We start from the raw sequence: 14,553 nt of genomic DNA on the forward strand, positions 1-14,553 counted from the left end.
CCCCGATTCGGCCTGACTACGCGAACCAGCATAACGCAGCAACGGCGGGCTTTCGCCCGCCGTTGCGTTCCCTTCCCCAACCCGTAGCGCCGATCAGAAATCGTAGCGGGCGGTCAGCGAATACTGGCGCGGCGGGCCGTAGAAACCGGTCAACACGCCCAGTGCCGTATTCAGGTTATAGCCGGTGGTGCGGTATTCCTCGTCGGCCAGATTGCTTCCCTGCAATGAGAAGGACCACGTATCGTTGACCTTCCAGATCACGCCAGCGCTCACCAGACCATAACCGTCCTGCTTGATCGCCGGACTCAGGTCGGTGGTCGGCCATACTTCGGACTGGTAGGAATAACCCACGCGCGCGGATAGATTGCCGCCATTGGCCAGATCGGTACGGTATTCGACATTGATCGCTCCCGAAAACTCGGGCGCATTGGTGAAACGCTGGCTATCGGCTACGTTGACGCCGCCAGTGATGAACTCGTCGTACTTGGCGTCCAGCCAGGCCAGATTGCCGCTGATCAGCCAGTGCTGGCTGGGCAACCACTGGTACTCGATTTCCGCGCCGTTGACCGTACCCTTGCCGGCATTGGTGAAATCGCCGAAGAACTGCGGGTTGCCGTTCTGGTCGATGAACTGGGTGAACACCGACAGCTGGATGTCTTCGTAGATATTGTGGAAGGCAGCCACGTTCAGGAACAGGCGCTGGTCGAAGAAACTCATCTTGCTGCCCACTTCGAAGCTGTCGACGCTCTCGTCGTCGAACGGCTCGCCCGAACGCGGCACCGCGGTGGTGTTGGCGCGGATGTTGTAGCCGCCGGATTTGAAGCCGCGCGAGGCCAGGCCGTAGAGCATGATGTCCGGCGTGATCTGGTAGTCCAGCGAGATCTTCGGAGAGACGTTCTTGAAGTTGACGGTCTTGTCGAAATTGGCCGCCACTACGCCGTTGGGGACGGTGAAAGTAGCGTTGGTGTAGCCGCGGTTAAGGGCGACGGCGTGCTTGTCTTCGTCGGTGTAGCGCGCGCCCACATCCAGTTTCAGCTTGGCGGTGAGGTCGAAGGTCCAATCGGTGTATACCGCGAAACTCTTGGTGTTCACCACGCCCTGGGTGTCGCCGAAACTCAGGTTGAAGAAGTTGTTCAGCACCTGCCCGCCGGCATCGCCGTCGAAAGCGTAGATGCCCGTTACCCCGCGCGCGCGGCCACCGGCGTCGTAGTTGACCTGCAGTTCGTTGCTGACCTGGCTATCGCTGTAGAACGCCTTGACGTCGGCGATCGGCGCGGGCGTGGTATCGAAATCGATATTCGTCTCGGTGTCGGACTCACGCTTGGCGATCACGTACTTGAAAGCCCAGTTCTCGTTCGGCCGCCAATTGACGGTGGCCGATGCGCCTTTCATCACAGTGTCGTTGATGTTCTTCATACCGCTGCGGATGTCGTAGCGGTCGTCCATGGGCGGGAAAGTCCCGTAAGCGGGAAACAGGAGGGCATTGAAGCGGTTGGGCGCCAGCATCTTCGCGCCGCGTACGCCGGACTGGTCGTCCATCCAGTCGAACGCGAACTGGATGTCCAGATCGTCGTCCACGTAGGCACCCAATTGGAAACGTGCCGCGTTGATTTCCTTGTCGCTGACCTCCTGTCCGGTGTAAAGGTTCTCGCCGAAGCCGTCGCGGTTCATGCTGGCCACCGACACACGGCCGCGCAGGCCGCTGTCCGGGCCGCCGATGGAGCCGCCGAGGGCGGCTTTGGCGTCGAGCTGGTTGTAGTTGCCCACGGTGATCTGGGCGAAGCCCGTAGTCTCCTGCGGCAGTCCGCGCGAAATGTATTTGATCGCACCGCCGATGGTGTTCTTGCCGTACAGCGTGCCCTGCGGTCCGCGCAGGACTTCGATGCGGCCCACGTCGAACACGTCCAGCAGTGCGCCCTGCGGACGCGCTATATACACATCGTCCAGGTAGATGCCCACACCCGGATCCACGCCCCACAGCGGATCGGCCTGGCCGACGCCGCGGATATACGCGGTCGCCGTGCTGCTGGACCCACGCGCGGCATAAATCGTCAGGTTGGGCACCTGCGCGTCCAGATCGCCGATGTCCTGGATATTCAACTTGTCCAGCGTTTCTGGAGTAAAGGCGGTGACCGCTACCGGCACATCCTGCAGGGTCTCTTCGCGCTTGCGCGCCGTTACCGTGATCTTGTCCAGCGTGGTGGCCTCGCTGGCGGCTTCGGCAGCCGGCGCCGCTTCCTGCGCCCATGCCGCTGGCGCCAGCAAGATGCAGCCGATGGCCAGACTCAGATGTTTACGCTTCATGTGATTCCCCTCTCCCGGGTACGACGTGGCGGGCCGATACGGCCGATTCGCAGGCAAGGCTAGAGACTTGGGCGGCGGCGCAACACTTGTACCTTCGTACAGTGGGGAGGAAAGGCATAGCTGCGGATACTCGCGTCCACTTGCCGACCCGGCATGCGCCGGGGTGCCGGCATGCTTTCGAGGAGTGGGGATGTCGTTCCTGATCGTGCTGGCCGCGTTGTGTTTCCTGATGTTCGTGGCCTACCGCGGCTACAGCGTGATCCTGTTCGCGCCCGTGGCCGCGCTGGGCGCGGTGCTGCTGACCGATCCTGCGCTGGTCGCGCCGATGTTCACCGGCTTGTTCATGGACAAGATGGTGGGCTTCCTGAAGCTGTATTTTCCCGTGTTCCTGCTGGGAGCGGTGTTCGGAAAATTGATCGAAATCTCCGGCTTCTCCAAATCGATAGTCGCGGCGACCATCAAGGTCGTCGGCGCGCAGCGCGCCATGCTGTCCATCGTGCTGGTGTGCGCGCTGCTGACCTACGGCGGAGTGTCGTTGTTCGTGGTGGTATTCGCGGTGTATCCCTTCGCGGCCGAACTCTTCCGCCAGAGCGACATCCCCAAGCGGCTGGTACCGGGCACGATCGCGCTCGGCGCGTTCACCTTCACCATGGATGCGCTGCCGGGCACGCCGCAGATCCAGAACATCATCCCCACTTCGTTTTTCGGCACGACCGGCTGGGCCGCGCCCGTGCTGGGCACGCTGGGCGGGGTATTCATCCTGATTCTGGGCATGAGCTATCTGGAATGGCGTCGCCGCGTGGCGCTGCGGGCGGGCGAAGGCTACGGCGGCGAGCTGCGCAACGAACCGGAAGCCTTCCGCGGCGACAAACTCGCCCATCCGCTGATCGCGATCCTGCCGCTGGTACTGGTGGGCGTGGCCAATTTCGCCTTCACCAAGCTGATCCCGGGCTTCTACGGCCAGAGCCAGTCTTTCGTTCCCGCGGTGATCGGCAACCCGGCGCCGGTGGTGCAGGAAGTGGCCAAGGTCGCGGCGATCTGGGCGGTACAGGGCGCGCTGCTGGTGGGGATAGTGGCGGTCATCGCATTCGCCTGGAAACCGGTGATGGCCAGTTTCGCAGAAGGCACCAAATCGGCCATCGGCGGCGCGTTGCTGGCTTCCATGAATACGGCTTCCGAGTATGGCTTCGGCGCTGTCATCGCCGCGCTGCCCGGGTTCCTGGTCGTGGCCGATATGCTGAAGGCCATTCCCAATCCGCTGGTGAACGAAGCGGTTTCGGTCACCGCGCTGGCCGGCATCACCGGTTCGGCCTCGGGTGGCATGAGCATTGCGCTGGCCGCCATGGCCGACAGTTTCATCGCCAACGCCAACGCCGCCGGCATACCGATGGACGTACTGCACCGGGTGGCGTCCATGGCCTCGGGCGGCATGGACACCCTGCCCCACAACGGTGCGGTGATCACCCTGCTCGCCGTCACCGGACTGACACATCGGCAGTCCTACAAGGACATCTTCGCCATCACCCTGATCAAGACCCTGGCGGTGTTCTTCGTCATCGGCCTGTACTACGCCACGGGCCTGGTCTGAGGCTGTTTTCCCGGCATTCCCGCTGTGTTCCGGGCCTGTGCGCTGCGTCCCAGTCGTAAGCGCCGGCTGCCTTGATACTCTGACGGTGACTTGAAAGTACCGGGGAATGGGGATGGCCAAACGAGTTTCTGTTTTGCGCGGCGGCGCGCGCGCAAGCGCGAATCCGTACATTCGCACTGCGATCGGCGAACCCGCCGAACCCGTATCGCGTCTGGCGCGCAACGCCAGCCCGACTGCGCGGCAGCTCGCGCAGGTCAAGGCCAGGCATGCCAGCCTGTACGGCTATCGCGGTCAACGCGTGCCGGTGGCGGACAAATCGCTGCCCGCGGAAACCCCGGCTTCCACGGCATCCGAAACCGGACAGCCCGGCGGCCGCACGATGGCCGGCTGGTCGGCGCCCATGCTGATGACACTGGCCAAGGCGCCGTTCGCGGTGCGCGCGCTCAACAACATGAGCTATGGCGCCACGCCCACCACCATCGCCGAATTCAACGCGCTGGGCAGCACCGATGCGCAGCGCCTGGCCAACTGGGTGGACTGGCAGCTGGATTGGGGCAACATCAGCGATGCGGCGGTGGACCAGCGGCTGACAGCCGCCGGCTACACCACGCTGGGCAAGAGCCTGGAACAGTTGTGGAACGACCACGTCAAGGCCGACCCGGTCTACGACGTGCGCATGCGTCCGGCCTGGGAGGTGCAGCGCGCCTCTTATGTGCGCGCTACCTATTCGCGTCGGCAGCTGCGCGAGATGGTGGTCAATTTCTGGCATGCGCACTTCAACGTGATGGGTACCGATTTCAGCGTCGGGCCGGTGTTCGCGCACTACGACCGCGATGTGATCCGCGCCAACGCCACCGGCAATTTCCGCACCATGCTGGAAGCGGTGGCCAAGAGCACGTCGATGCTGTACTTCCTGGACAACCTCAACAACTCGCGTTCTGGCCCCAACGAGAACTACGCGCGCGAGCTGCTGGAACTGCACACGCTGGGCGCGGAGAACTATCTGGGCTTCATGGATCCGTTCCAGGTGCCGCCGTGTCCGGAAGATCCGGCCTACCCCATCGGCTACACCGACATCGACGTGTACGAGACCTCGGCAGCATTCACCGGCTGGTCGGCCAAGAACGGGCACTGGCAGTTCCCCACCGAGAACGACGGCACCTTCGTGTACCGCCAGTCCTGGCACGATGCGGGTCCCAAATTCCTGCTCGGCATGATGGTCTACCCCGAGCAACCCGCGCTCAAGGACGGACAGGACGTGTTGAATCGCCTGGCCAGCCACCCGCGCGTGGCCAAGTTCATCTGCAAGAAGCTGATCCGGCGTTTCATCAACGACACGCCCTCGCAAAAACTGATCGACAGCGCTGCGGCGATCTTCCGCGCCAATTGGCAGAACCCCAAGCAGATCGAAATCACCCTGCGGCACATCCTGACCTCGGACGACATGATCAACAGCTGGGGGCAGAAGAACCGGCGTCCGTTCGAGGCCACGGTCGCGGCGATGCGCGCGCTCGGACAGGACTGGACGCTGCGGCTGGACCACGGCAAGAGCGACGAATTCATGTGGCGCGCCGGCTTCACCGGCAATGTCGCCTACAACTGGCCAGCACCCAACGGCTACCCGGATACCGCGGTGGCGTGGTCGGGTTCCAATTCCTATGCGATGACCTGGAAGTTGATCAACTGGCTGACCGAAGCCAGCGATGCCAGCGTACCGCTCAGCCCCATTCTGGCCACGACCCGCTCCAACGTCGCTACCTGGACGGCCAACAACCTTGTCGATTTCTGGTCGGTCCGGATCCTGGGCTACGCGCTTCCCGCAGCGCGGCGGCAGGTGCTGGTCAACTTCATGGCCCAGAACGGCAATCCGGCCAGCGACGTGATCGCCGACACCGATACCTGGGCGGCCAGCGATCTGAAGAAACACTACAACCAGCAACGCCTGCGCAGCATGGTGTCGCTGATCCTGCTTACCCCCGAATTCCTGAGCCGCTGAGGACACTCCCATGAGCGACTACACCCTCACCCGCCGGGAATTCTTCAAGGGCTGTTGCAGCGCCGCCGTGATCAGCGGCGTAGGCGGTTCGCTGATGTACGCCGACGAAGCATTCGCCGCGGCCAACGAATACGACACGGTGGTGCACCTGTTCCTGCGCGGCGGCATGGATGGTTTGAACCTGGTGGTTCCGGTCGATGGCGTGGACCGCACCTTCTACGAAGAAGCGCGGCCCAGCCTGAAGATAGACGCCACCGGCACGTATGGCGCGTTGCCGCTGACCTTGAGCACCGGCGCGGGCACCGGATTCGGTTTGCACCCTTCGGCCACCGGCCTGCGCGATCTGTGGAACGACGGCAGGATGGCCATCGTGCACGCCTGCGGCATGGCCACCACGGTCACCCGCAGCCACTTCGACGCGCAGCTGTACATCGACCTGGGTACGCCGGGCAAGTACGGTTCTCCCAGCGGCTGGATGACGCGCGCCTGGCAGACCCGCGCCGCCAACACGCCGGCGGCCATCATGCCCGCGCTGGGCGTTTCCGGCACGCAACCGGCGGGGCTGATGGGCGCCACCGATTCGCTGACCATGAGCAATCCGTCGGATTTCCAGCTCAATGCCGGTGCCTACGCCTGGCAGAAGATACGCTCCGATTCGCCGGCGGGATTCCGCGGCATGAACGAGACCCTGGCCGATCTGTGGACCGGCCAGACCGGCATGGAGATCAACGGCCGCCGCGCGGATCTGGCGCTGAAGACCATCGGCCAGCAGTCCTTCGCTTCGCTGCCCGCCGGCTGGCCTACCGGCGGGTTCGCCGAGCAGTTGTGGACCATCGCCCAGAGCATCCGCTTCAACCTGGGCCTGCGCTACGCCACTCTGGATCTGGGCGGTTGGGACACGCACGAGGGCCAGGGCACGGCGGGTAGCGGCTACAACTACTATCAGAACAAGATCAACGAACTGTCCGCCGCGCTCGCCGCGTTCTACAGCGAGCTCAACGCCACCGGGCAGATGTCGCGGGTCACGGTGATCGTGCAATCGGAGTTCGGTCGCCGCGTGCGCGCCAACGCCAACGGCGGCACAGATCACGGCTACGGCAATCCGATGCTGGTGCTGGGCGGCGCGGTGAACGGTCGCAGGTTCTACGGCACCTGGCCCGGCCTCAACCCGGAAATCCTCTCCCCCACCTTCGGCGACGTACCGGTGACCACCGACTACCGCCGCGTGGTTTCCGAAATCATGATCCGGCGCATGGCCAATCCCAACCTCAGCACGATATTCCCGGGCTACACCGGCTATTCGCCTTTGGGCATCGTGCAAGGTACAGACCTGACCCCCAAGATCGATGAGGCGGCGACGCTGGCTTCCGTTCCTCCCGCGGCCGCCAGCGTCGCCACGCAGACGGCCGCGAATCCGCAGTCGTCGCGAGCGCCCACACCGGAGTGGCAGCAGCGCGGACCGGTGGACCGCACACTGACCCGTCGCGAGCGATAGCGACCGTAGGTCGGGGCTACGCCCCCGACGTACGCACACTCCGAAAGCCCGCATTACGGAGCCGCCCTGCCAACAATGCAGGGCAGTACCCGCTCTTCTCCGCTATCACCAGGTGATACGCAACCCCACATTGCCTTCGACGGTCTTGCGTTCCCTGTCTGCATCGTCCGCATCGGTGGTGTAGTCCAACACTACGTATGCGCTGATATTGGCGTTGAATTGCACCACCAGGCCGGCGCCCAGTTCCACCGCATCGAACTGCTGGTCCGTCTCGACGATATCGGTGTTGAAATGCAGGCGATCCTCGCCGCTGAAACCGCGCAGGTAGTTGAGTTTCAGGTAAGGCTGCAGCAGACCGGCCGAAGTGCTGTAGTCGGCCGACAAGCGCAGGCCGATGCGTCCGGTCAGCGCGTCGTCGGAATCGAAATCCACGCTGGCGAAGTCGTCCTGCTGCCGGTCCAACGACACGTGCTGCCAGACCAGTTGCGCCTGCGGCTCCAGCGACCAGCGCGAATCTTCGCCCCAGCGGGTCGGATAGCCCACCTCCAGCGAAACCGTCACCCCATCGCCCTCCAGATCGATGCCGATGCCGCGCGACGAAGTCGCCTCGCCGTCGTAACGGCTGGCCACGATCACCGCATCCAGATACGCGCCGCTGGTGCCGATGCGCGTCCAGGACAGGCCCAGGTGGGTATCGTCGAGACGGGTCTGGCCCACTGTCAGATTGTTCCAACCCAAGGCGAAACCGCGCACGTCGCCATCGGCACGCGTACGGCCTACGAACAGGCCGAAGTGATCGCGCCGCCCGTCGTCGCCTTCGCGGGCGAACAGCTCCACGCCGGCCTGCACGCCCCACAAGCTTCCATCGAACGTCGGCGCCACCGTGCCCGTCCAACTCTGCTCGGTGTTCTGGCCGATCACGCGACCCCAGGCCGAACGCAGCGCTCCTTCGCTATCCAACAGCGCCTGCTCGCCTTGGCGTTCGTGGAAAGTGCCCAGCGTGGCCAGCCCCAGTTGATGGACGATGGGCGGCACCACGGCGTAGGTCGGCGTTTCCACCCGGTATAGCGGAATGACCGTTCCGGTCGCGGGAGTGGCGCCGGGTGTGGGTGGAGTCGGTAGCACCGGTGGCGGCTCGGGACTTGGCGTGGGCAGCGGTGCGGGATCCTCCGGTACTGGCGGAAGCGGCGGTGGCGGCGCCGGTGGTTCGGCCGGCGGTGGCGCCGTGGGTGGAGCCGGCGGCGGCGCGGGCGGCACCTCGGGATCCGGATTGTCCGGCACCTCCGGTGGAGGCGGAGGCGGCAATGTCGGCGGCGGCGGTGCGGGCGGTTCCGGCGGCGTGGGCGGCACCGGGGGAGGTGTCGGTTCAAGGGGATCGGGAGCCGGTGCGGGCGTCGGTGGCGGCGATGCCGGCGGTGCCACCAGGGTCGAACGCAGGTACCAGTTTTCGGAGGTGCCGCCGGAGACGCCTCCCTTGAAAAGGAAATACTCGAAAGCGCCCGCCGCCACCGGCCCCATCAGCGCGAAAGCGCTGTTGCTGGAACTGGCGCCGTTGATGGCTTGGATCACCATGATGCCGTCGAGCAGCGTCGAGCCGCCGCTGCCGTTGAGGTTGATGATCTCCAACCCGGTAGTGCCGCTGGCGACGCCGCCGGAAATCACCAGTCTGTCGGAGGGAGAACTGTCGTCGCCCAGTTGCGTCTGCAGAAACAACGCCGCGTTGTTGCCGACGTAATTGCCCACGATGGTGAAAGTATCCGTTGCGCTGGCCGCGCCATTGGTCAGGTCAATGCGGCCGGCGTTGTTGACGGTGGCCAGTTGTCCGGCGCCGAAAGCCATGAGGGAAGCACTGGCCCCATTACCGGCGAACAGCGTGCTGCTGGCATCGACGTTCAGCACGCCGGTGCCGCTGGCCGCATCGCCCAGCACCAGATTACCGTCGAAGGTCAGTTCGGTATCGTTGCCTGCGTTGATGGTTTCCCAGTTGCCGAATCGCGCCACGCCGCCGCTGGTGACGTTGGCGAAGGACAGGCTGTCCACGCCGTTGCCGCCACTGAGCGAGGGCGTCGCGCCCAGATGGGATTGGTTCAAGTTGCGCAGCGTGGCCGTATCGGTGCCTTCGCCCAGGTCGATCGCACCATAGATGACGCCGCCGCCCGCCCATTCGAACGTATCGTCGCCTGCGCTGACACGCACTTCGCCGCGCACCGTGCCGCCGGTGACGGTGATGCTGTCGTTGCCGCCGCTGACGCTGATGTTGCCGCCGATATAACCGTTGGACAGCCGGATGGTGTCGTTGCCGAAACCGGTGACCAGATTGCCGTCGATGGTGCCGCCGGACATATCGAAGACATTGTCGTCCAGCTTCATGTCCACCCGGCCGATGCGGCCGCCGGTCATGGTCGCGCGGTCGCCGTCTTCGAATGCGCCGACGATGCGGCCGCCGCTCATGGTGAAGGTGTCCAGGTTGTCGCCTTGCAGCAGAGCTCCGAGCTGACCGCCGCTCATCAGGAATGTATCGATGCCGCTGCCCTGCTGCACTGTGCCGGTGACCGATCCGGTCCCGCTGATCTCGAACCGGTCCGCGCCATCGCCCTGGTTCACCGCGCTCAACTGGCCAGCGCTGATGATCAGCGTATCGTCGCCAGCGCCTTGCGCCACCGCCCCGCTGATGGAACCGCCGAGCATTTCAAGGCGATCGTTGCCCGTGCCCGAGGTAACCCCGCCAGTAGCGCCGCTGATGGTGCCGCGATTGATCAGGGTGCTGCCCGCGCTTCCATTGAACAGCACGCCGATCCCTGCCTGGCTGGCGATCGAACCATCGTTGACGACCGTGTTCGTGCCGCCGGCGGCACCATCGATGCGGATGCCTGACGAGCCAGCGCCGCTGACGGTGATCGTGCCGTTGTTGGCCAGCGCGTTGCCACTGCCGTTGAGCGACAGCATGCCGTTTGCATTCGCACCCGTGGTGACGATGCTGCCGCCAACACCATTGGTGAGTGTGTTATTGCTGCCGTTGCTCTGGATGCCGTCCGACGCGCCGCCGGCGGTGGCGATGGCACCGGTATTGACGACGGTATTGCCGCTGCCTTCGGCGAAGATGGCATCGAAGGTATCGGCGGCGCTTAGGTTAATGCTGCCGTCGTTGTTCACCTGGCTCTGGTCGCGCACCTGCACGCCGGGACCTGCTGCGATCTGCAAAGTCGCGCCATCGACGATGTTGACCGTGACGCCGGTGCTGCCCGCCACCGCCTGCACGCCGGTGGTTTGTGGATTGGGAACGTTGGCGTCGCAGGTGACCGTCTGCCCCGACACCGGCGCCGTCGAATCGCAGCCCGCGTATGCGGAAAACGCGGCCGCGCATCCCAGGCCGCCGATGATGCCGGCGCGCGCGCAATGCAACGCCAGAGCGATGCAGGAAGACAAACGGTGTGGCTTCGAAGTGGCCATGGTGGCGTCCCCAAGTTCGATGAACGAACCCACCAGGCGCGGCGGGCATCCAGCTACGCGTCTCGCACTGCAACGACGACAACTTGGATACCTCGGCCAACTTTGCCGAGCCGCATCCCTTACTTAACCTAAGTAAACCAGAAATTATTCAAGCACAAGTGGCAATGTCGGCGACAAGTCCGATTTCGCAGCGTATCTGCGCTAATTTCACTCGGCGTTGATTTTCTTGAATACGCCATGCGGTGTTCGGATCACCATTCGCATGGAATGCGGGTCGCACTGATCGGCGGTTCCGCGACTTCGAATCGATCAAGCGATTCTCGATCCACCGCGCCCATTCTCCCTGCGACGAGCGCTGCGCTGGTCTTTTGCCTCTGCCTTTCCGGCTTATCCACGACATTGCCGCCGCATGCGTTGGCCGATACGTCTGCGGCACCGCGTTGATTGAAGTTAAGCCTGTGATGGACGCTGGTTGGGAGGGGGAGATCCGCAGTGCAGGCATGCGGGGCGCGCGGCGTGCGGGATGCGCATGGCACGCGCCCTTCCCCTCAACATGCGCGGAGGATCTTCGCATGACTCATGCACTCGGGCGCGTCGTCGCCGACGGACGTACTTTCACCCACAGCAGCGGACTCGACCTGACTCCCGGCCCCGGCCCGCTGGGCACGCCGCGATTCGTATTCCTGCACTTCGATTCGGTGGTACTCAATGGCGGCGCGCGTCTGGAGGTGGCGCTGGGCTACGACACCGATGTGTTCACTTCCGCTTCCGGCAACGAATTCTGGTCGCGTCCGGTCAATGCGATCAACACGCCGATCACCATGCGTATCGTCGGCGGCACCGGCAGCGCGCGTCTGCTCGAATTCGGCAGCGGCGAACCCACCGAAACCGCCAACCCGCCTGGCACTTCGACCGGCAGCCGATCCAATCCAGATCCGTTCTTGAACAGCAATCCGTACCAGGAGCCGATCTACGAAACGCGATTGAAATGCCACCCCACCTTCGAGTGGCGCAATGCGCGCTGTTCGTTGCCGACCGTGCCCGATGCGGTGCGCGACAAGGTGCGGGCCGCGACCGGCATCATCGTGGAAGCGCACGATTTCGATGCCGCCGGCCACGGCGGACACGTCAGCAGCTGCAGCGGCACCCTGATTGCGGGCGATCTGTTCTTGACCGCGCGCCACTGCCTGGTCGATGCGGCCGGCCGCGACGTACGCAGCGCTTCGGTCACTTTCGACTACGAGACCAATTGCGACGGCAGCCGACCTGCAGGCCACAATCCGCGCTTCTTCAAAGTCGTCGAAGAAGTCGCTGCAGGTTCAGCCGCCAATGGTTCCAACCCGCCAAGCAGCAGCGACTGGGTTGTGGTGCGTCTGGACGCCGCGCCTGGCGAATTGCCGGCGCCGCTGGAAATGCGCGACGCCGGGCTGATGTCGGGCGAAACCGTGTTCACCATGCACCACCCGACCGGCGCGGTGAAGAAAACCCAGGAAGGCGTGCATGGCGGCGGCACGAACATCGTCGGATTCGATTATTGCGGCGGCAGTTCTGGCTCGTCGTTGTTCGACAGCAGTGGGCGTCTGGTCGGCGGCCCGCTCAGTGTCGGTCCGGTCGGCAACGCCTGCACGGTGACGTATGCGCCACTGGCCAACGTCAAGTCCGGTTTGAACAACCCGCCGGTTCCAGCAGTGCCATTGGACGTCATGATCGTGTTCGACCGTTCCGGCAGCATGGCCGGCAGCGCTCCGCCTATCGGCCGCAGCAAGCTGGAGGAAGCGCAGGACGCAGCTTCGTTGTTCGTGCAGCTGGTGCGCGAAGGCGCGGGCGATCGCCTGGGCATGGTGACCTTCAGTTCCGCCGCGGGCCTGGACCGGCCGATGGGATTGGCGGCGACGGTGAAGCCGCTGCTGGTCGGTCCGGCGCCTTTCACCAGCGGCCAGATAGGCGCTATCGCTCCGGGTGGTGCGACCAGTATTGGCGCCGGCATCGGCATTGGGCAGCTGGGTTTCGGTTCGGGATCCGGCAACACGAAAGCCATGCTGCTGCTAACGGATGGTTTGCAGAACACTGCGCCGATGGTCGAGGAGGTGGAAGGATTCCTGGGCTCTACCAAGTTGAACGTGATCGGTTTCGGTTCCGATGCGGACATCGACGGCCCCTTGCTCAATCGCGTCGCGCACCAGCATGGCGGCCACTTCACCCGCGCACTGGATGGCCTGGGTTTGCGCAAGTTCTTCGGCCTGAGCTTCGGCAACATCTTCGAGAATGGCGCGCTAACCGATCCCGAGCATGTGCTGGGCAAGAACCAGTCGGAGTCGCAGCCGCACGTATTCCAGGTCTGCGGCGAAGAACACATCACCGTGGTGCTGGGCTGGGACGATCTGCAGGCGCCGTTGCGCGCGCGCGTCTACACGCCTTCCGGAAAACTGGTAGCAGCCGGCAAGCGTGCGCGCGAAGTGCGCGGGCGCAGTTGGGTATTCTGGAAGATCCCGCTGCCGTACGAAGGCGAGCGCGACGGAGCATGGAAGCTGATCGTCGATCGCGTTCCGCCGATTGTGATCGGCCTGTCCAAGCGCGCCGCCGCTGCGGCAGCCGCAACGCAGCAGTTCCCTTCGGATGTTCGCTACTTCTACCTGGTTACGGCCATTGGCGGTCCCAAGTTGAGTTACCTGGGTTCGCCACGCCATATCTACACCGGCGACGTCATCCATCCGCGCGTGGGCCTGCACTATCCCAACGGCACGGTGCCCGCGGATGCCGAAGTGGAGTTGATCGTCGATGCTCCGACCATCGCGCTGGGGCGGCTGACCAGCGAAGCCGGCCTGCGTCCGCCCATCACTTCGGGCGATGTGGTGGATGGTTTCCATGCCACGCTCAAGAGCATCGCCAGCAGCAACGGTGGCGCACTGCCCGTCGGCACTACCACCGTGCACCTGCCGATGTTCGATGATGGCGCCCACGACGACGGCGCGATGGAAGCCGACGGAGTATTCAACCATCCGTTGAAGGACTTCACCCGGGCCGAGGGCACCTACAGCTTCCGTGCGCTGGCCCGCTACGGGCAGGGTTGCCGTGCCACGCGCGAAATCCATTGGGCCGTCCATGTACAACCGGGCATAGACCCGGACAACACGGATGTCACTCTGGTGGATGTCACCGACATCGACGGCGGCCAGCGCGGCACGCTGGTGCTGGTGCCGCACGATCGCTACGACAATCCGCTGGGGCCAGGACGTGGCGACTGTTTCACTGTCACGCCGCTTCCCGGTGTAGAAGTGGTCGGTCCGGTAAAGGATGCCGGCGATGGCAGCTACACCGTCGTGGTGGTGTGGGACCCGGACAACGCCACGCCCGGCGTGGTCGTGCAGCAACCCGATCGGCCGCCGGTGCCGGTGGTGCCGGGCGGATATCCGCCAAGCGACTGTCGCCCCGACTGCAACGACGCGGCCGGCGATTTGCTGGATTGCCTGGGATTGCATGACCCCAACGTCAAGCGCGTGCAGGTCAAGAGCGTGTGCATCGAGGTGGATCTGGAGGATTCGGATTGCGAGCGGCCGTGCAAGAAGCCGAAAGGCAAACGCCGCAAGGAGCGCAAGCCGCCGGACGGCCACAAGGACGATAAGGGCTGCGGTTGCTAGGTTGTCACAACGACGCCAGAGCGGAGCTGGGGCATGAAAAATAAGATTGACGAAAAAGCCTGCGGAACGGAAGTTCCGCAGG

The 14,553-nt window shown here is 64.3% G+C and carries 6 protein-coding genes; 4 read left to right on the forward strand and 2 right to left on the reverse strand.

The genetic code is table 11. From position 1 onward, the window contains the following. Positions 1-93: 93 nt before the first annotated feature. Positions 94-2,304, reverse strand: coding sequence for a TonB-dependent receptor (locus BLR66_RS04455; RefSeq protein ID WP_093280397.1), 2,211 nt, complete (start codon positions 2,302-2,304; stop codon positions 94-96). 190 nt (positions 2,305-2,494) lie between these two features. Here BLR66_RS04455 and BLR66_RS04460 point away from each other — a divergent pair, with 190 nt between their 5' ends. The 3 genes from BLR66_RS04460 to BLR66_RS04470 all read left to right on the forward strand — a co-directional run bounded on the left by BLR66_RS04460 (position 2,495) and on the right by BLR66_RS04470 (position 7,383). Beyond that, positions 2,495-3,892, forward strand: a complete 1,398-nt coding sequence (locus BLR66_RS04460) for a GntP family permease (protein ID WP_093280398.1) — start codon at positions 2,495-2,497, stop codon at positions 3,890-3,892. Positions 3,893-4,004: 112 nt separating this feature from the next. After that, a complete protein-coding gene (locus tag BLR66_RS04465) occupies positions 4,005-5,888 on the forward strand; it encodes a DUF1800 domain-containing protein (protein ID WP_176943755.1) in 1,884 nt (627 codons plus the stop codon). Positions 5,889-5,898: 10 nt separating this feature from the next. After that, positions 5,899-7,383 (forward strand): DUF1501 domain-containing protein, encoded by a 1,485-nt coding sequence (locus BLR66_RS04470; RefSeq protein WP_093280400.1) that lies wholly within the window; start codon positions 5,899-5,901, stop codon positions 7,381-7,383. Between the two features lie 105 nt (positions 7,384-7,488). Here the strand turns inward: BLR66_RS04470 and BLR66_RS04475 are convergent, their stop codons facing one another. Continuing rightward, positions 7,489-10,833 carry an autotransporter family protein gene (locus BLR66_RS04475; RefSeq protein WP_143014545.1) on the reverse strand — a complete coding sequence of 1,115 codons (3,345 nt, stop codon included), beginning with the start codon at positions 10,831-10,833 and terminating at the stop codon, positions 7,489-7,491. Positions 10,834-11,405: 572 nt separating this feature from the next. On the opposite strand from BLR66_RS04475, the gene BLR66_RS04480 reads away from it, so the two are divergent. Next, entirely contained in the window at positions 11,406-14,471 is a 3,066-nt protein-coding gene (locus tag BLR66_RS04480; RefSeq protein WP_176943756.1) for a trypsin-like peptidase domain-containing protein, read from the forward strand. The last annotated feature ends 82 nt before the right edge of the window (positions 14,472-14,553 follow it).

It is taken from the genome of Pseudoxanthomonas sp. CF125, from assembly GCF_900104085.1.
GTDB lineage: Bacteria > Pseudomonadota > Gammaproteobacteria > Xanthomonadales > Xanthomonadaceae > Pseudoxanthomonas_A.

Excerpts from the sequence above, each read along its gene's own strand:
- BLR66_RS04480 (WP_176943756.1), top strand. The coding sequence starts at position 11,406 with ATGACTCATGCACTCGGGCGCGTCGTCGCCGACGGACGTACTTTCACC.
- BLR66_RS04465 (WP_176943755.1), top strand. The coding sequence starts at position 4,005 with ATGGCCAAACGAGTTTCTGTTTTGCGCGGCGGCGCGCGCGCAAGCGCG.
- BLR66_RS04460 (WP_093280398.1), top strand. The coding sequence starts at position 2,495 with ATGTCGTTCCTGATCGTGCTGGCCGCGTTGTGTTTCCTGATGTTCGTG.
- BLR66_RS04455 (WP_093280397.1), bottom strand. The coding sequence starts at position 2,304 with ATGAAGCGTAAACATCTGAGTCTGGCCATCGGCTGCATCTTGCTGGCG.
- BLR66_RS04475 (WP_143014545.1), bottom strand. The coding sequence starts at position 10,833 with ATGGCCACTTCGAAGCCACACCGTTTGTCTTCCTGCATCGCTCTGGCG.
- BLR66_RS04470 (WP_093280400.1), top strand. The coding sequence starts at position 5,899 with ATGAGCGACTACACCCTCACCCGCCGGGAATTCTTCAAGGGCTGTTGC.